Source organism: Streptosporangium sp. NPDC020072 (assembly GCF_040631445.1).
In the GTDB taxonomy this organism is placed as follows: Bacteria; Actinomycetota; Actinomycetes; order Streptosporangiales; family Streptosporangiaceae; genus Streptosporangium.
In genome coordinates this window covers 231,701-250,141 of the sequence record NZ_JBEYAB010000011.1, presented here as the reverse complement: position 1 = coordinate 250,141, position 18,441 = coordinate 231,701, and the positions used below count along the sequence as shown (strand labels likewise).

13 protein-coding genes and 1 pseudogene are annotated in these 18,441 nt (G+C 69.8%); 7 read left to right on the top strand and 7 right to left on the bottom strand.

Going from position 1 to position 18,441, the window contains the following annotated elements; all coding sequences use genetic code 11:
* Nucleotides 1-160 precede the first annotated feature (160 nt).
* From ABZ470_RS26910 to ABZ470_RS26890, 5 genes and pseudogenes are all read left to right on the top strand, one after another.
* Complete coding sequence (locus ABZ470_RS26910; RefSeq protein ID WP_362914743.1) at nucleotides 161-3,298, top strand: type I restriction endonuclease; 3,138 nt, start codon at nucleotides 161-163, stop codon at nucleotides 3,296-3,298.
* Nucleotides 3,299-3,363: 65 nt separating this feature from the next.
* Complete coding sequence (locus ABZ470_RS26905) at nucleotides 3,364-4,896, top strand: serine/threonine-protein kinase (RefSeq protein WP_362914741.1); 1,533 nt, start codon at nucleotides 3,364-3,366, stop codon at nucleotides 4,894-4,896.
* A gap of 481 nt (nucleotides 4,897-5,377) precedes the next feature.
* Nucleotides 5,378-9,418, top strand: coding sequence for a helix-turn-helix domain-containing protein (locus tag ABZ470_RS26900; RefSeq protein WP_362914739.1), 4,041 nt, complete (start codon nucleotides 5,378-5,380; stop codon nucleotides 9,416-9,418).
* A 276-nt stretch (nucleotides 9,419-9,694) separates the two neighbouring features.
* Nucleotides 9,695-10,142 (top strand): annotated as a pseudogene (locus tag ABZ470_RS26895) (transposase); the annotation flags it as partial.
* Nucleotides 10,143-10,384: 242 nt separating this feature from the next.
* The gene (locus tag ABZ470_RS26890; protein WP_362914737.1) at nucleotides 10,385-11,155 is read left to right on the top strand and encodes an SDR family oxidoreductase; all 771 of its coding nucleotides are present in this window, start codon (nucleotides 10,385-10,387) and stop codon (nucleotides 11,153-11,155) included.
* Between the two features lie 41 nt (nucleotides 11,156-11,196).
* Here ABZ470_RS26890 and ABZ470_RS26885 read toward each other — a convergent pair whose 3' ends face one another.
* Genes ABZ470_RS26885 through ABZ470_RS26875 form a run of 3 tightly spaced genes read right to left on the bottom strand, consistent with a single transcriptional unit; the run spans nucleotide 11,197 to nucleotide 13,521 of the window.
* Complete coding sequence (locus tag ABZ470_RS26885; protein ID WP_362914735.1) at nucleotides 11,197-11,655, bottom strand: DUF6640 family protein; 459 nt, start codon at nucleotides 11,653-11,655, stop codon at nucleotides 11,197-11,199.
* Nucleotides 11,655-12,758 (bottom strand): FAD-dependent monooxygenase, encoded by a 1,104-nt coding sequence (locus ABZ470_RS26880; protein ID WP_362914733.1) that lies wholly within the window; start codon nucleotides 12,756-12,758, stop codon nucleotides 11,655-11,657. The genes ABZ470_RS26885 and ABZ470_RS26880 overlap by 1 nt, the downstream gene beginning before the upstream one ends.
* Nucleotides 12,759-12,777: 19 nt before the next feature.
* Nucleotides 12,778-13,521, bottom strand: a complete 744-nt coding sequence (locus ABZ470_RS26875) for a siderophore-interacting protein (protein ID WP_362914731.1) — start codon at nucleotides 13,519-13,521, stop codon at nucleotides 12,778-12,780.
* Between the two features lie 204 nt (nucleotides 13,522-13,725).
* On the opposite strand from ABZ470_RS26875, the gene ABZ470_RS26870 reads away from it, so the two are divergent.
* A complete protein-coding gene (locus ABZ470_RS26870) occupies nucleotides 13,726-14,442 on the top strand; it encodes a WHG domain-containing protein (protein WP_362914729.1) in 717 nt (238 codons plus the stop codon).
* A 311-nt stretch (nucleotides 14,443-14,753) separates the two neighbouring features.
* On the opposite strand, the gene ABZ470_RS26865 is transcribed toward ABZ470_RS26870, so the two are convergent.
* From ABZ470_RS26865 to ABZ470_RS26850, 4 genes are all read right to left on the bottom strand, one after another.
* Nucleotides 14,754-15,380 (bottom strand): hypothetical protein, encoded by a 627-nt coding sequence (locus tag ABZ470_RS26865; protein WP_362914728.1) that lies wholly within the window; start codon nucleotides 15,378-15,380, stop codon nucleotides 14,754-14,756.
* Nucleotides 15,381-15,463: 83 nt separating this feature from the next.
* Nucleotides 15,464-15,955: a DUF4158 domain-containing protein gene (locus tag ABZ470_RS26860; RefSeq protein WP_362914726.1), complete on the bottom strand. Its 492-nt coding sequence runs from the start codon at nucleotides 15,953-15,955 to the stop codon at nucleotides 15,464-15,466.
* Nucleotides 15,956-15,991: 36 nt separating this feature from the next.
* Nucleotides 15,992-16,612 (bottom strand): hypothetical protein, encoded by a 621-nt coding sequence (locus ABZ470_RS26855; RefSeq protein ID WP_362914725.1) that lies wholly within the window; start codon nucleotides 16,610-16,612, stop codon nucleotides 15,992-15,994.
* A 181-nt stretch (nucleotides 16,613-16,793) separates the two neighbouring features.
* A complete protein-coding gene (locus tag ABZ470_RS26850) occupies nucleotides 16,794-17,228 on the bottom strand; it encodes a MarR family transcriptional regulator (protein ID WP_362776308.1) in 435 nt (144 codons plus the stop codon).
* Nucleotides 17,229-17,290: 62 nt separating this feature from the next.
* Between ABZ470_RS26850 and ABZ470_RS26845 the strand changes: the two genes are divergently transcribed.
* Complete coding sequence (locus ABZ470_RS26845) at nucleotides 17,291-18,415, top strand: NAD(P)/FAD-dependent oxidoreductase (protein WP_362914723.1); 1,125 nt, start codon at nucleotides 17,291-17,293, stop codon at nucleotides 18,413-18,415.
* Nucleotides 18,416-18,441 lie beyond the last annotated feature (26 nt).

Here is an 18,441-nt window from a genome sequence, read left to right as displayed (position 1 = left end):
TGATCTCGGCCCCGGCTTCACGTCGATCCGATGCGTCGACCTGAACGGCCGTCACGGCCGTTTTCCCACGTCACGCCGTACCCCCTCGTCAGCTCATCGCCGTATCCCGTAAGAACTCACCTGCTCTACGTCACCGCATCAGGGTGAAAGGAACGTGATCGTGGCCCCCGTACACCACGAGAAGGTCTTCGAGGACGCCATCGAGTCGGTCCTTCGTAAGAAGGGCGGGTGGGTGAGGGGTTCGAACGACCTCTATGACCACGCCCTGGGGCTGAACCCGACCGAGTTGCTGCACTTCGTGCAGGCGACCCAGCCGAAAGAGTGGAACCGGCTGGTCGTCGCACAGGCCGGGGACGAGGCGGGGGCGGCCCGGCGGCTGGCCGACGTGGTGGCCAAGGCGATCGACGCCGACGGTGCCCTTGAGGTGCTGCGGCACGGGGTGAAGGACCGGGGGATCACGTTCCGGCTGGCCTACTTCAGGCCCGCGCACACCATCGCCGCCGACGCGCTGGAGCCGTACGACAAGAACATCCTCAGCGTCGTCCGCCAGTTCCGCTACTCGGCGAAGACAGCCGACACCCTCGACCTGGCGCTGTTCGTCAACGGCGTCCCGGTCGCCACGGCCGAGCTGAAGAACCCGCTCACCGGGCAGACCGTCGAGCACGCCAAGCGGCAGTACCGCGAGGACCGCGATCCCAAGGAGTTGCTGTTCGCCAGGCGGGCCCTGGTGCACTTCGCCGTCGACACGGAGCTCGTGTTCGTGACCACGCGGCTGGCAGGGAAGAAGACCCGGTTCCTGCCGTTCAACATGGGCAGCGGGGGACCCGGCAACAAGGGTGGCGCGGGCAACCCGCCGATCCCGTCGGGCGGCACCTACCGGACCGCCTACCTGTGGGAGCGGATCTGGCACCGCGACACCTGGATGGACCTGCTCAGGCGGTTCCTGCACGTCGACGACGAGGACGTCAAGAAGGGCAAGGGGCGCAAGCCGTCCCCGGGGAAGGCCCACCGGCTGCCGTTGATCTTCCCGCGCTACCACCAGTGGCACGCCGTCCGGAAGCTGACCGGCCACGCGCGAAAGCACGGGTCCGGGCACAACTACCTGGTGGAGCACTCGGCGGGTTCGGGCAAGTCGAACACGATCGCCTGGCTGGCGCACGCGCTGTCGAACCTGCACACCTCCGCCGACCTGGACGACCTCGACGAGACGGCGCTGGCCAAGGGGTACGGGCCGAACCAGCCGGTGTTCGACAAGGTCATCGTGATCACCGACCGGGTGGTCCTCGACCGGCAGCTCCAGGAGACGATCTACCAGTTCGAGCACACGCCGGGGGTGGTCCAGCGGATCGACCAGGACTCCGCCCAGCTCGCCGAGGCGCTGCAGGGGGAGACCGCGAAGGTCGTCATCACCACGCTGCAGAAGTTTCCGCACATCCTCCAGCAGGTCGAGGGGCTGCGCGGCCGGCGGTTCGCGGTGATCGTGGACGAGGCGCACTCGTCGCAGACGGGGGAGGGGGCCGCCGCCCTCAAGCGGGTGCTGCGCAGGCTCGGTAGCGACGACGTCGACGAGGACGGCAACCTGCTGACGGCGAGCGCGCTGGCTCGGGGCAGGCACGACAGCCTGTCGTACTTCGCGTTCACCGCCACGCCGAAGAACAAGACGCTCACCCTGTTCGGCACTCCCGGCAAGGATGGCAACCCGCGCGCCCTCCACGTCTACTCGATGCGACAGGCGATCGAGGAGGGGTTCATCCTCGACGTGCTGAGGAACTACGTCACCTACAAGACGCTCTGGCGGCTGATGAGCACCGAGCCCGACGACCGCGAGGTGGACAGGCGCAAGGGACAGGCGCTGCTCACGCAGTTCGCGCAGCTACACCCGACGAGCATGCAGCAGCGGGCGCAGATCATCGTGGAGCACTTCCGCAGGCACACCGCGCCCCAGATGGGCGGGCGGTCCAAGGCGATGGTGGTCACCCCCTCGCGTGAGCACGCCCTCAGGCTCGGCCAGGCGATCCGCGACTATGTGACCGCCCACGGCTACGCCGACTGTGGCACACTGATCGCCTTCTCCCAGACCTTGAAGCTCAAGGACGAGCAGGGCGTCGAGACGGAGTACACCGAGGCCAGGCTGAACGGCTTCGGGGAGCGGGAGCTACCGGAGCGGTTCGCCTACTGTCGGGCAGACGACACCTCGCCCAACGCCGCCGAGAAGGCGGAGTACCGAATCCTGGTCGTCGCCGACAAGTACCAGACCGGGTTCGACCAGCCGCTGCTGACCACGATGTACGTGGACAAGAAGCTGGCGGGGGTGGCCGCGGTGCAGACGCTGTCGCGGTTGAACCGTACGCACCGGCTCAAGTCGCAGGGCGACGTCTTCGTCCTGGACTTCGCCAACGAGGCCGAGGACATCCAGGCGGAGTTCCAGCCGTACTTCGAGGGCACGGCCGTCGAGGACGTGGACCCCAACCTGCTCTACACGCGGGTGGCGGCCGTACAGGGGCACGCGCTGCTGGTGGTGTCGGAGATGCAGGCCCTCGCCGAGGCGTATCTCCAGGCTGAGCGGAGCTCGGCGACGCAGCGGGACTGGGAGAAGGCGCATGCGGCGCTCTACCGCTTCACCGAGCCCGCCGTCGCGCGCTTCATCGAACGGCAGAGGGAGGATCTGGAGAACGACGACGACTCCGCCGAGAGCTTCCGCGCCGACCTGCGGTCCTACGTGCGGTTGTACGGGTTCCTGTCGCAGGTCGTGCCGTACACCGACGACGACCTGGAGCGGCTCTACCTGTTCGGCCGGTTCCTGCTGAACAGGCTGCCGCGCAGGGAGGACCCGGCCGTGGACGTCGGTGAGATCGACCTCACCCACCTGAGGATCAGCAAGACCGGCGAGCACGACATCAGCCTCAGCCCCACTCAGACGGGTGAGGTGACGCTTCCGGCCCCGTCCGGCGCCGGCGGCGGCGCGGCGGACGCCGAGATGACGTCGCTGCGCGCCCTGATCGCCTCGGTGAACGACAAGTACGGCCTGGGCCTGTCCGAGACCGACCAGATCTGGGTGGAGCAGCAGTTCGAGGAAGCCGCGCGCAACGACTCGCTCATCGCCGCCGCGCTGGTCAACGACGAGGCCAACTTCGGTGAGGTCTTCGCCGACCACCTGGAGAAGGTCGTGGTAGACCGGCACACCGGCAACACCGGCCTGGTACAGCGCTTCTTCGACGAGTCACTGTTCCGCAGCCGGATCACCGACCTCGGGCGCCGGCAGGTCTACCGGATGATCCGCGAGGGCACGCTCGACTGATCTGGATCATTTACCGCTCAACCGGTAAAACTGGGGGCGTCCTCCACCACGAACGGAGCCCCGGGTTGCAGCGTGGCACGGTTGTCGGCGACCGCTACGAGCTCGTCGAGGAGCGCGGCAGCGGCGGAATGGGCCAGGTCTGGAAGGCGTTCGACCAGACTCTGGACCGGCACGTCGCGGTCAAGTTCATCCGCTGGGCCGCCTTTGGCACCGAGGAGCGCCGGGAGGCCGCGATCAAGCGGTTCCGGCGTGAGGCGCGCGTCACCGCGCGGCTGCGGCACCCGGGGGTGCCCATCGTCCACGACATGGGCACCCACGTTGGTGAACTGTTCCTCGTCATGGAGTACGTGGACGGCTGGACGCTAGACGACCTCGTCGACTCCCATGGTCCGCTTCCACTGCCCTGGGCGGCGGCCGTGACCGCTCAGATCTGCGCCGTCCTGACGGTCACGCACGCCGAGTCGCTGATCCACCGTGACATCAAGCCGCGCAACCTCATGATCTGCTCGGACGGAAGCGTGAAGGTGCTGGACTTCGGCATCGCGGCGATCCTCGGGGCACCGGAGTTGACGAAGATCACCAAACTGGGAGAGGGGGTCGGTACGCCGTTCTACATGGCGCCGGAGACGGGGATCTCCGGTAAGGCGAGCCCACAGAGCGACCTGTACGCCGTGGGCTGCGTCCTGCACGAGCTGCTGACCGGCACGCGCGTCTTCGAGTCGAAGGTTCCCGCTGTCGAGCTGGGGCGTCACCACACCGAACCTCCGCCGACTCTGCGCTCCCTGCGTCCGGACGTCTCCGAAGGCGTCGAGGAACTCGTTCTGGAACTGCTTGCCAAGAACCCCGTCGACCGTCCCCAGGACGCTGCCGATGTCTACGCGCGGCTGCTGCCCTTCGTCGGGGAACCGTCACCCATCCCCGGCTTCACGGTGCCGGCGCCGTCCCCCGATCCGGCGCGGATGTACGCGAGCGTGGTCGGCCGCATCGCGGAGACTGCGCTCACCGGCCCTCGGCCTCCCGCCCCTTCCCGGGGCGGCCGGGTCTCGGAGCGGGACGTCGCCGCGGCCAAGGAGCGCGCCGAGGAGCTGGCCGAGGACGGCAGGTTCAGCCAGGCGATCGAGGTCATCCAGGACGTGCTCGATCCGGCCGTCGATATCTTGGGGGAGCGCCATCCGCTGGTCTTCGCACTGCGGATGCACCTGGCCAACACCCGTTTCGCGGCTCACGACTACCGGAGGGCCGCGCCGGAGCTGGAACGGGTGATTCCCGGGCTGGCGGAGCTGCTCAGCCCAGACCACGAGGCGGTGCTGGGCTGCCGTTTCAACGCGGCCCTCTGCCACGCTGCCCTCGGCCGTTATGACCGGGCGCTCGGCCTGATGACCGTCCTGCGCCGGGACATGGAGCGGGCATTGGGGGTGACGGCGCCGCTCACGATGGAACTGCGGCGGCAGATCGGCGAGGTCCACATCGCGCGAGGTGACGTCAACGCCGCCGAACGTATTCTGACTGATCTCTTACCGGACCTGCGCGCCGAGTACGGCACTGGCCATCCCGAGGTCCAGGAGCTCGACGATCTGCTTGTCAATCTTGAGCGTTAGACGGTTCGCATCGTAACCATAGAACCCGCCACTGTTCCACGGCCGTTATTTCGCGCGGGGTCAGCCGCTGTGAATGTATGAAGGTGGAATCCTCATACCCTGGCCAAGTTTGGGAGATGGGTATGAGGTCGGTGCTTTCACCAGTCGCGTGAGCGTTGGCGCATCGAGGTTGGTAAGTCATTCGGCATACGTGATTCGCAGGATTGCCAAGGGCAATTGTGGGATTGGTTGTAGGGGCTGACGAATGTGGCTATGCGGGTTCGGATGAGTTGGTGGATCCGTTCTCGACTTTGCCGATATTTCATGGGTGAGGCGACGGCGCCATGGTGCCCCGTAAAAGTAGATGGCTGGTCGATGCCCTGTCGTACGTGGGTTAAGGGGGTGCCTAAAAGATCTCGGGTGATGTCCGTACAAGTCGGGACAGTGGGGTGATGGCTCTATACACTCCGGGTACGGCTGGCCTCGGGGCGAGGAGGGCGCTTTGCGAGAGAAGTCCCCGAAAGAGGATGAATCCGGGGTAAAGGGGATCGCGGAGCGGCGGGATTTCGCCCGGGAACTGTCTCTCCTGCGGGAGAGGGTGGGGTACACGGTCAGAGAGGTGGCCCGCGCGACCGGGATTCCGGACAGTACCGTCGGCGGGTATTTCTCCGGGGCGCACCTGCCCTCAAGGAGAACACTCGTCGACGTTCTCGGCGCCTGTGGCGTCCGTGACCCGGACACGCTCGATGAATGGGTTCAGGCGCTGCTGCGGATACGCCGGAGCCCGGGGCGACGACCCTCAAGTGCTCCGGTGCCCTATCGGGGGCTGGCGAGTTTCCAGCCCGAGGACGCCGACTGGTTCCACGGCAGGGACGGGCTCGTCCGGCTGCTGCGGGAACGCGTGGCCGTACTCGCGGGGGACGGCGGCGGCGTGCTCGCGGTGGTCGGGGCCTCGGGGTCGGGCAAGTCGTCACTCCTGAGAGCGGGACTGATCCCGGCACTGACCCGCGACGGGTACGGGCAGGTCACGGTGCCGCCCAACGATGGAGGCGGGCAGGCCACAGCGTCGGCCCGCGACGTGGACGGACAGGTCATAGCGCTGCCCAACGACGGGCATGGAGTGGATGCGCTGCGGCCCGGTGACGCGGACGGGCCGGTCACGGCGTCGGCCCGCGAGGGGTACGGGCAGGTCGCGCCGCCGGCCCGCGACGGGAGCGGGCGGGCCACTCCGGTGACCCGTGACGGGTACGGGCACGTCACGTTGCTGACTCCCGGGGAACGGCCCATGGAGCGATTACCCGAGGAATGGGGGGAGGCCGGCGGCCACGTCCTGGTGGTGGACCAGTTCGAGGAGGTCTTCACCGAGTGCCGGGACGAGGAGGAGTGCCGGAGGTTCGTCGCCGCGCTCACCGGCGGCGCCGGGCCGGACGCCCGGCCGCCCGGGGGAGGCGTGGTGGTGTTCGCGCTGCGCGCGGACTTCTACCCCCAGGCGCTACGGCACCCGGCGCTGGCCCGGATCCTGCAGGACTCCCAGGTCCTGGTCGGGCCGATGAACCGTGACGAGGTGCGCGAGGCGATCGTCAAGCCCGCGCGACAGGCCAGGGGCGACGTCGAGGACGGCCTGGTCGAGCTGGTCCTGCGCGACCTGTCGCCCGCTGACCCGGGAGCGACGGGCGCCACGGCGCACGACGCGGGGGCTCTTCCGCTGCTGTCGCACGCGCTGCTCACCGTCTGGCGCGACGGCGGACGCCGAAGGCTGACCGTCGCCGGATACCAGGCGAGTGGAGGCATTCACGGGGCCGTCGCGCAGTCGGCGGAGGAGGCCTACGAGGCGCTCGACGAGACCGGCCGCGCGCTGGCCGGACGGCTGTTCCTGCGGCTGGTACGCGTCCCGGGGGAGACGTCAGGGGAGACAGCGGGGAGCATCCCGGGCACCCGGCGCCCGCTGCCCTGGCGTGATCTGCGGGAACACGAGCACGCCGAGCAGCTGGAGCGGATCGTGGGCGCGTTCGTCGCCCTCAGGCTGCTCACCGCGGGCGCGGAGACCGTCGAGATCACCCATGAGGCGCTGCTGTGGTGCTGGCCCAGGCTACGCGGCTGGATCGACGCCGACCGGGCCTGGCTGCTGACCGCGCAACAGCTGGAGGAGGCCTCCGACCTGTGGGAACGGGAGAACCGGGACCCGGCCGCCCTCTACCGGGGGACGCGGCTTTCCGCGGCCAGGGCCTGGCTGGAGAGCGCCTCCCACCACCCGGTCAACCCGCGCGTGCGCGACTTCGTCACCGCGAGCGGGCGGCGCGAACGCGGACGCGTCCGCAGGCTCTACCAGCTCATCGCGTTGCTGAGCGTGCTCGTCCTGGTCACCGCGGGCACCTCCGTCGCGGCGGTGCGCGCCTCCGACACCGTCGGACGCCAGCGTGACGAGGCGCTGTCGGGCAAGGTCGCCAACGAGGCCGACGCGCTGCGCGCCGCGAATCCGGCCCTGGCCGCCCAGCTCGCCCTGGCCGCCTACCGGCTCGCGCCGACCAGGGAGGCACGCGGCAGCCTGCTCAGTTCCTTCGCCAACCCTTACGCGGCCCTCGTGCCCGGCCACACCAACGCCGTCTACGCCGTACGGCTGAGCCCAGGCGGGCACACCCTGGCCAGCGCGAGCATGGACGGCACCGTCCGCCTGTGGGACCTGACCGATCCGCACCGGCCCACCCCGCTTGCCGTACTCACCGGACACACCAAGGGCGTCACCAGCGCCGTCTTCAGCGCCGACGGCCACCTGTTGACCACCGGGAGCGACGACGGCACCGCCCGCCTGTGGGACGTGGCCGACCCGCGCCGTCCCCGTGCCCTCGCCACTCTGACCGGCCACACCGGCGTCGTCAGGGCCCTGGCCCTCAGTCCCGACGGTCGCACCCTGGCCACCGCGAGCTATGACCGTACGGCACGGCTGTGGGACGTCGCCGACCCGGCACACCCCGCCTCGCTGGCCGTGCTGCGCGGTCCCCGCGATGGGCTGTCCTCGACGGCCTTCAGCCCGGACGGCCGTTTCCTCGTGGTCGCGGGAGCCGAGCCGGTCGTGCGCCTGTGGCGGGTCACGGATCCGCACCACCCCGTACGGTTGCCCGACCTGCGCGGCAACGGAGCCCGCGTGCTGTGCGTCGCCTTCTCTCCGGACGGGCGCCTGCTGATGACCGGGGGGTTCGACAACACCGCCTACCTGTGGGACGCCACCGACCTTGAGCACCCCAGGCGACTTGCCGCCCTTGAGGGGCACACCGGCGGGATCGTCGGCGCTGTGTTCAGCGCGGACGGCCGCACCCTGGTCACCAGCGGCTACGACCGCACGATCCGGATGTGGGATGTGGGCGATCCGCGCCGGGCCGGTGCCCCCGTCGTGCTGGAGGGCCACTCGGGCACCGTCTACTCGGTCGACCTCGCCGCGGACGGGGCGGTCCTGGTCAGCGGCGGCTTCGACGAGACGGTCCGGGTGTGGGACCTGCGCAGGCCGGTCCTCGGCGGCCACGAGGGCGAGGTCAGCGCGGTGGCCTTCAGCCCGGACGGCCGCACCCTGGCCGCCGGGACCTACCGGTCGGTCCGGCTGTGGGACGTCTCGGATCCGTACGGGGTCCGGCCGCTGGTCACCCTGACCGGCCACACCGACAACGTCGGGGCGCTCTCCTTCAGCCCGGACGGGCGCACCCTGGCCACCGGCGGCCTGGACGGCACGGTCCGGCTGTGGGACGTCGCCGTTCCGGCCACCTTCCGTGCCGCCTCGGCCGTTCCCCGCGCGACCCCGGTAGCCCCCCGGGCCGTCCTGACCCCAGGGCTGGGTAACGTCTTCGCCGTCGCCTTCGATCCCGGCGGCAGGCGGCTGGGCGCGGCGGGGGAGAACGGAGTGGTCGTTCTCTGGGACACCGCCGACCTCGGCCGCGCGCCGGTCACGCTGACCGGTCACACCTCCGGCGTCTACGCGCTGGCCTTCGATCCGGCGGGCCGCCTCCTGGCGACCGGGGGCGCCGACCACACCGTGCGTCTGTGGGACCTCACCGGCACACGCCCCCTGGTCACGCTGACCGGCCACACCAACACCGTCAACGCGGTGGCCTTCAGTCCCGACGGGCGCACCCTGGCCACCGCCGGAGCCGACCGCGCCGTGCGCCTGTGGAACACGGGCACGCAGGCCGGGAGCCCGGCGACGGTCATCGGCGGCCATGGCGACGCGGTGAACGCGGTGGACTTCAGCCCGGACGGGCGCACCCTGGCCACCGCGGGGGCCGACCGCGCCGTCCTGCTGTGGGACCTGACCACCCCCGGCGGCCCGGTGCCGGTCGCCACCCTGACCGGCCATCTCGGCGCGGTCTACGCCCTGGTCTTCGACCGGCGCACCGGCCTGCTGGCCACGGGCGGGCAGGACGCCACGGCCCGGCTGTGGACCGTCGACCCCGCGCCGGCCGCCCGGCGGCTGTGCGCGCTGTCACCCCCGCCGATCACCCGGGCCGAATGGGAACAACACCTGCCGGGCATCCCGCCGCGAGGGCCGTGCCCCTGACCAGGGGTGCCGGTAAGAAACGTGTCATGAGCCCCAAACGGGCGTTGCTGCGAGAGCAACAACCACCTGGGCCTGCACTTGATGGCAGTCCCAAACCCTCTCATTCGACGCCGTGGTGGTCCATGCGGGTGTCCGGGGTTGAGGAACGGGCGGACAGCCGTTATCGATGAGAATGATCTTGCCAGGGCGCCAAAGGGGCAGCAGCGGGATGCGGGTGGGATAGCTGCTGGTCACCGTCCGACGAGTGCCGCGTAGGCGGTGGAGCGGCCGATGCTGCATCCTCAGCTCACCCTGGTCTGGGCCGACTCCGCCTACCCCGGCACCCTGATGGACTGGACCCAGCGCGTCCTACACCTGACCCTCAAAATCGTGAACCGGCCGCCCGGGCAGAAGGGCTTCATCGTCCTGCCGCGCCGCTGGGTCGTGGAACGCAGCATCTCGTGGATCATGCGCGCCCGGCGCAACTGCCGCGACTACGAACGTCTGGCCCGCCACAGCGAAGCACACATTCTCTGGACCTCGATCACCCTCATGACCCGACGCCTCACCCGCAAACGGCCCCACCGCGCCCTCCAGGCCCCCGTCCGGCACTGCGCCGAGCGATACACCGCATCCGCGCGCCGCTTTACCCCAGCCCACACCAGCGCGCCGCACTCCGGACACCGCGTCCACGCCTGCCGCGTCGCCAGCGACTCCAACGACACCGCAGCCTCAGCGGAAATGACCACAGCCGCCAGCGCCTCACGACGCGCAGCCCAGTCACGCACCCGACGCGCCTTCGACCGGCACGCACCGCCGCGCAGCACCCACAAACGGAAATGTCCCCTACACCCCGGTCACGCCCCGGCCCCTTGCTGAACAGGCTCCGACCTGTCAGTGGGTTGTCACTGTGTTGTCAGCGCGCTTGGCCAGGCTTCACATCATGAAGCACGAGCACGTGACGGACGTGAAGAAGGGCAGGAAGCAGTGACTCTCAACGGCAGGACAGCGCTGGTGACAGGGGCTTCGCGGGGCATCGGCCGGGCCATCGCGCGGCGATTGGCGGCCGACGGCGCGCTGGTGATCGTGCATTACGGGTCCAACGAGACAGCCGCCCAGGAGACCGTCTCCCTGATCGAGAAAACCGGCGGCAACGCCTTCGCTGTCCGGGCGGAGCTGGGCGTTCCCACCGACGTGGACACGCTGTTCACCGGGATGGAAGCCGGGCTGCGCGAACGGACAGGGCAGGTGCGGCTGGACATCGTGGTCAACAACGCCGCCACCGGCGCCCCGGGGCCGATCGAGTCGATCACCCCCGAAGCCTTCGACCAGGTGTTCGCCGTCAACACCAAGGCGCCGTTGTTCATCGCCCAGCGAGCGCTTCCTCTGATGAACGACGGTGGTCGCATCATCAACGTGTCGTCGGCGGCGACCCGGATCGCACTACCGGAACTGGCGTACGCCATGAGCAAGGCGGCCATGAACGTTTTCGGCCGCACCCTGGCCAATGCGGTGGGGGCCCGTGGCATCACGGTGAACACGGTTACCCCGGGCCCCACCGAGACCGACGCCAACCCGTGGATGCGCGGCAATCCCCAGGCCCAGAAGATGGTCGCGAGCAGCAACGCGATCCCCCGGGTCGGCCAGCCCGAGGACATCGCCGACGTGGTCGGCTTCCTGGCCTCTGACGCGGGCCGCTGGGTCACCGGGCAGGTCATCGACGCGTCCGGCGGTTGCTTCCTCGGGCCGCACATGTAGTGACCCACTACAAGATCCAGTCCGGGTTCAAAGACAGGCACTCAGGCAGGGCTGTGATAGCGCTCATGACCAGGTGGCGAAGACCACGGCATGCGCAGCGTCACCGCTGCCGCGACGAGCAGGGCTACGAGCAGGACGATCGCCATAAAGACCTGCCCGTGCAGTCCTAGGACGAAGACAGTCCGGTCGGCGAACTCCGGGTCGTAGGTGGCGGTCGCGGGGAACAGGAGCGCACCGATCATGCCGAGCCACGGGATGGCCAGGATGGCGGCGGCGTGCAGCAGCGTGTTCCGGCCTGGCCGTAGCGCGAGGGCCAGGCCGGTGAGGCCGAGGAGCACTGTCATCACCATGTATTGGGCATCGTGGAATTTGGCGTGGGGCGGCCAGGCCGGGTTGAAGGCGTGCTGTGCCGCCAGGTCGGGGATGACCAGGTCGGCGAGCACGGCACCGACCGTCGTGATCGCTGCGACGGCAATGATCAGGATTCGTGGGAGAAGCATCAGATCGTCCAGGTGTAGGCGGGGATGAGCGAGCGGGCGAAGAACCTGGTGGGCAGTAGGGGAAGAACCGCGTCCCGCAGGACGGTCAGCGGCGTGGAGGTCCAGTGCGCGGCGGCGCCGGCCTGGCGGGAACGGCGGACGATCAGCTGGGTGCGCGGCCTGCGGGTGCGGTCGTACGCCTCCAGCCCTGCGCGTACGCCGAGGGTGTCCACCGCGTGCGCGAGCGTGACCGCATCCTCGAGCGCCTGGCAGGCGCCCTGCCCCAGGTTGGGGGTCATGGCGTGGGCCGCGTCTCCGAGAACGGCCACCTTCCCGGAGACGTATGTGGGCAGCATCGGCAGCTCGTGGGTGTCATGTTGCAGCACCGCCTCCTCTTGCGCGGAGCCGAGGAGCGCGGGGATGGGGTGGTGCCAGCGGGCGAAGCGTTCGCGCAGCTCATCCAGGCCGACGCGGGAGCCGGCCGGGGCGTTGGCCATCACGTAGCAGTAGATGCGGCCGTCGGGCATCGGCACGTGCCCGAACCGTTCGCCCCTACCCCACGTCTCCACGCTCCCCTCGACGCGCTGAGGCGGGGCGATGAGACGCCAGGTGGTGTAGCCGACGTAGCGCGGCCCGGGGAGATGGGACCAGAGGGAACGCCGGGTCACGCTGTGCACGCCGTCGGCGCCCACGACGAGATCGGCGGTGGAGGTGCCGCCGCTGTGGCGGACTGTGCCGTCGCGCTGAACGTGCTGCACCTCGATGCCGGACCGCAGAGCGTCGGGCGGCACGACTGCTCTCAGCAGGTCGACCAGGGCGGCCCGGTGCACGGTCACCCATGATCCGAAGCGGCGCTTGAGGCTGCCCACGTCATTGCGGACCAGCCAGTCCCCGCGCCTGCTGCGGATCCCCGCGAGCGGGTCGGCCAGCCCACCGGCGCGCAGCCGCTCGCCCAGGCCAATGGCGTCCAGAGCGCGCAGGCCATTGGGCTGGATGGTCAGTCCCGCGCCCACCTCGGTGAACTCAGCAGCGCGTTCGAGGACTACCACCTGCCAGCCTCGCCGATGGAAGGCGACGGCCGTGGCGAGTCCGCCGATGCCGCCTCCTACGATGATCACTTTCATGTTCAGGTCTCCTTGACGGTCAGTGCAGGCCCCGCTTGCCCGGCGCCCAGAACGGCTTGGTCTTGATCGAGGCCCGTGACCAGTTGCGCTCGCGCACCAGGAAATCGCGCACCAACTGGCAGGTTCTCGCCTCCCCGGCCACGTAGGCGGCTCCGGCATTGCCCGGCAGGTCGAGTTCGGCCACGGCCGCGAGCAGCACCGGGGAGGCGACAGCGGAGGCGCCGTGGCGGTGGACGCGGCGCAGCGGCGGCGTCCCGGGCATGGGCAGGTCGTGCTCGGGGGTTTCGCTCTCCAGGACGCCGTACACCTCGGTCGAGGCTCCCAACGCTCTGATCATCGGTCCGAAGGCGGCGCCGGCGGTCTCCTCTCCGATGAACACGTGGTAGTCGGCCTCGCGGGTGAAGAAGTCACCTTGCGGCCACCAGAAGGTCACCCGGTTCCCGGGCCGTGCCGCCTGCGCCCACTTCAGTCCGATGCCGTCGCCCGCGTACAGGTGGATGCGCAGTTCGATCGCCTTCCTGCCGGGGTCGAGGTCCCAGATCGTGTAGGTGCGCAGCGTCTCGGCCGGGCGCAGGATGCCCGACACCGACAGCGGGTCCTTCAGCTGGATCCTGACGTGCTGGCCGGGGGTGTAGGGGAAGGCGACGGGCTGGTCGGTTTCCAGCCGGATCCGGCGCATGGCGGGGTTGACCTGCTGGGCCACGGTGACGGTCGCCTCCATGGCGTACTTGCCGAACAAGCGGTCACGCATCGTACGTGCCATGTCAGGAGTCCTTGCGCCGCCGAAGGTGGGCGGATCTGGACATCCGCCACCACACGGCCGTAACCAGCACCACGACCGCGAGAAGGATCCACCACGCAAGTCCCATGTTCGCTCCTTACTACCTCTAGATTATTTAGAGGCATTAAGGAAACATAGATGCCCTAAGATGTCAACGGCGCCAAAGAAACAACACAAGGGGTGACGATGTCCGCACACACCAGCAGGCGGGAAAGGCTGCGCCAGGCCACCCTGGAGGAGATTCACGCGGCCGCGCGCAGGCTGCTGGTCGAGCAGGGATCCGCCGCGGTGACCATCAACGCGGTCGCCCGGCAGGTCGGCATGAGCGGCCCGGCTCTCTACCACTACTACGCCGGCCACGACGAGCTGGTCGGCGCGGTGACCGCAGACTTCTTCCGCGAGTTGGCCGCCATCATGGAGCAGGCCCGCGACGCCCGCGCCGGCGCGCCGATCGGCGACCGCCTGCTGGCCGTCTGCCGGGCCATGCGCACCTGGGCCATCGCCCACCCGGCCGAGTTCGGCTGGATCTTCGCCAGCCCCATCGCACCGCCGAACCGCGATGCCGGCTCGGTGCGTCACCAGGCCGCCCTGAGTTTCGAGCAGATCCTGCTCGACCTGACGGTCGAGCTGTGGCGGACACGGCCGTTCCCGGTGCCCGACCCAGCCGACCTGTCCGCCTCCCTGCGCGAGCAGCTGACCGCCTACTCCGCCACCATCGACGGGCGACTGCCGCCCGAAGCCGCCCACGTCTTCCTGTCGTGCTGGATCAGGCTGTACGGCCTGCTGTGCATGGAAGTCCTGCACCAACTGGACTTCGCCTACACCGACCTGGAGCCCGTCTTCGAAGAGTGCCTGCGCGACCTGGCGGTCGCCCTCGGCATCGACGACGACGCAGCGGCATGAATCCGACCGGGCGTCGGGAGCGGTACGGAACCGCGGGACTCCGAAGGGGCGGACCACGTACGGAAGAAACTCCAGAGCTGACGATGGCCCAAGGCGACGCGCGGGCCATTCGTTGTGGTGGCGGGCCGCCTCACTTCTCTTCAGGAAACAGCCCTTCCGTGAAGTAACCCTGGCTGCATGCCGTCCTCCACGCCCAGCTCGGCCTCGCTCAGCCCGGCTCCGGATCGCGCCGAAATCACTTCACGAAAGGTAGTGGGGCTTCCCGGCCGGCTCGATCTGGCCGACGACAGCCTGCCGGTGTGGACGGAGCGCTACCTCGAACTGGCCGTGCGCGGGGTCCGCTCGGCTGAGGTCAGCGCCAAGATCTCCCGGCATCTGCAGCGCTTCGCCGCCTGGATCACCGACGGCCTCGGGCGCGACCGGCTCTCGGCCGTCACCCCGCGCGAGGTGAGCGCCTGGCGCGACCACCTGGCCGCCGCCGGCGGTGCCACGGTGCTCGGGCACCACCTGAGCGCGGCGTCGGCGACCTTGAACAGGATGTTCTCCTTGCCGGCCACCCGCTTGAACGCGTTGATCAGCTCCTTGGTCACCTTGCTGTCGGCTCGCGCCTTGATCCGATGCACCGTGGCGATCAGCAGCTCCACCAGCGCGTCGGTGATTTCCCGCTCCCGCTCCTGGACCAGCGCCGCCAGCAGCAGCACCGTCAGCTCGCGCGGATGCGTGCGCATGTGGGAAGGCGCCTCCACCGCCGCCCGGGCCCGCCAGGCCGCCAGCACCTTGGGCGCCACGTCGGCGAACAACTCAGGCGGCAGCTCGATCGAGCGCGCCGCCGCCGGCTTGCGGATCTCAGTCGTCATCGACTCCAGGCTCACGTTGCCTGGCGCGGACTTGATCAACGCCAGCAGGTCGGAGTCGGCGTCGTCATCCTCGGCAGGCACCTCACCCGTGGGCTCCTGACGGTCACCGGCACCCTCGGCTGCCGCGCGGCTGGCATCGTCGATCCGCTGCGCGGTCTCCGGACTCAGCGGGAGGCGATCCGCGCCGACCAGGCGACCTCCGCGTTGTGCAGGGCCGATGCCACGATCCGCGAGATCCGCCCAGGCGCTGGCGGTTCGATCCGCTCCTCGCGCAGATGCTTGAGCAGTTCCTCCCGGATCCGCTCAGGTCGTCGCTCGGCGTGCGCGACCTCCTCGGCCAGCCACACCGCCAGCTTCATGGCGTCCTCCGTCGTACAGGTCCGAAAGCCCAGGTGGGTGCGGATCTGATGGCGGTGGTACTCGATCGTGGAGCCGGACCACTCGTAGAAGCCGAACTCCGAGGCAGGAACCCGGACCTGCTTGGCCACGTGCTCCACCACGTCGTCCGGCAGCTCTGAACGGCCGCGCGGGAACCGGCCGTGCTGCGTGTAGAACTTCAGCAAGATCGCGAATCCGAGTCGAGTGGCGTCGCGCTTTCCGGCGATCAGGTCGCGCTCTTCGTCCAGGATCGTCGATGTGCATCGGGGGTGTTTCATGATCAACCAGCATTGACCATGCAAGTCACAGCAAGATCAACGCCGTTTGGGGCTCATGACACGTTTCTTACCGGCACCCCAACCAGGTGGCCGGGAGCCGTAGATCTCCGGGAACCCGCGTACGATCGCCGTCACCGTCTGGCCGGGTGTCATCGCCGTGCTGTCGACGGCGAGATAGCGGTAGCCGTCCTGGTCGGCGGCGATCGCCGTGTCGGCGATGTCGGTCCGGTCCACCCTGTCGCGCCACTCCTGGGTGGTCCGCTTGGCGCGGGTGAGGCGTCGGCGCAGGCGTTCGTCCGGCTGCACGAGCAACTGGACCATGAACACCTCGTCCACCTCGGGGACGAGTTCGCGGAAGCGCAGGAAGTCGTCGCGCGTGGTGAAGAAACTTCCCGTGATGACGTTCTCGAAGCCGGCGGCCCAGTAGTTGCGGACGAGGGCGGCGACGTTGGCCCGGAGCAGCCGCCAGAACGCGTCGTCGAAGAGGCACGGATTGACCTGGCCCAGGTCTTCGGCGTCGACCCTCGCGCCGCTCGGAGTGTGGGGCAACAGCGCACGGATGATCGTGGTCTTGCCCGCGCCCTCCTGTCCCGAGACAAGGATCAGGCGGCGGACGGCAGGGCGGTCTGGACGCGGGGCTCGACCGGGGCGGGTCACGGTCATCCACCCTGCCACAGGCCGTGAGACCTGCGCCGACCCGGGGAAGCCCGGATCCGCGGGTGTTCCACCGAGGACGCACGGGTGTCGTCCCGGCAGGCCGGTGAAGCGGTGGCCTCCGGTGCCGACCGTACCGGGCGGACTCCGGGGTGCGGGGTGACGGCCGGACGTCCTTGCGGGCCTACGGCGATCGCAGGTTGCCGAGCATGCGTTCCAGTAGTCCGGTGAGCGCCCGGAGTTCCTCGTCCGACACCCCGTCGAGCATCCGCCGGTTGACCTGGCCGAAGACGGGTGCGATCCGGGGTGCGAGCGCCCGGCCCGCCTCGGTCGCCTCGATCACCACGGCGCGCCGGTCGCTGGGATGCCTGCTCCGGCTGATCAGGCCCTTGGCCTCCATCCTGTCCAGGAGCCTGGTCGTCCCCGCGGTGTCGGTGCCGAGCACGACGGCCAGCTGGGCCGGACCGGTCTGCCCCCGCAGCACGTTGAGCAGGAGCGCCGCCTGCTGCGAGGTGATGTCGAAGGGCGCCAGCCGCGCCTCCACGGTGTTGCGCAGCTCCCGGCCGACCTGCTGGACGAGTCCTCCGGCGGCGAGCACGGCGATCAGGGAAGGATCCATGGCGGCAAGGATAGCTGCTCCAGCAGTTGCTGTCGCGGCAGTTAAATCGTAGGGTCGCCACCGTGAGAACCCATGTACTGATCATCGGTGCCGGCGTCGGCGGGCTCTGCCTGGCGCACGGCTTACGGCGGGCGGGCATCGAGGTCAGCGTCTTCGACCGCGACGCCTCGGCCGACTTCCGCGGCCAGGGCTGGCGGCTGACCGTCAAGGAGACCGGCAGCCGGGCACTGCGCGCCTGCCTGCCCCCTCAGCTCTTCGACCGCTGCGTCGAGACGTCACTCGAACCCGCCACCCGGCTGGTGGTCGCCGACCACCGCCTCAACCCCAGGTTCGCCAACCCCGTCCCGCCGTACCCCCGGGACCAGGTGTTCGGCGTCAACCGCCTCACGCTCAGGGAGATCCTGCTCAACGATCTCGACGTGCGCTTCGGCAAGACCTTCACCGGTTACCGCACCACCGAGGACGGCGGGATCCGGGCCGTCTTCGCCGACGGGAGCCAGGCGGACGGGGACCTGCTCGTCGGCGCCGACGGTGTCGCCTCCGCCGTACGCGGACAGCTCGTCCCCGACGCGGAGATCGAGGACCTGGGCCGCATGATCTACGGCAGGACGCCGCTCACCGAACGCACCCTCGACTGGCTGCCCGGCGTCTTCACCGACGGCTTCAACATCACCTCCGACCCGGCGGGCACCTCGTTCGGCGCCGTCGCCTGCCGCGCCCGCGGCGGTCACCCCGGCCTCACCCCGGTGCCCGACTACCTCGCCTGGTCCCTGCGCGGCTGGCCGGGGGCGAGCACGATCGCCGCCGACGAGTTCAGGCGATGGGACGGCGAACGGCTGCGCGGCCTGGCCCTGGACACCCTGCGGCGGGCCGGCTGGCACCCCGGCGCCGTCCAGGTCGTCGCCGAGGCGGAGGCCGAGGCGACCTTCCCCGTCAACCTCCACTCGGCCCGGCCCGTACGGCCATGGCACGAGCCGGGGGTGACGCTGCTGGGCGACGCGGTCCACGCCATGTCACCCGGGCAGGGCGAGGGCGCCAACACGGCGCTGCGCGACGCCGCCCTCCTCACCGAACTGCTCGCCACGCTTCCCCCGCCCGAGGCCAAGGCGCGCTACGAGAAGGAGATGCTGGAGTACGGCTTCGCCGCCGTCGCGGCCTCCCGCACCAGACCGCTCTTCACCCGGTGACCGGTCTTCGAGGAGTCCGGGCGCGG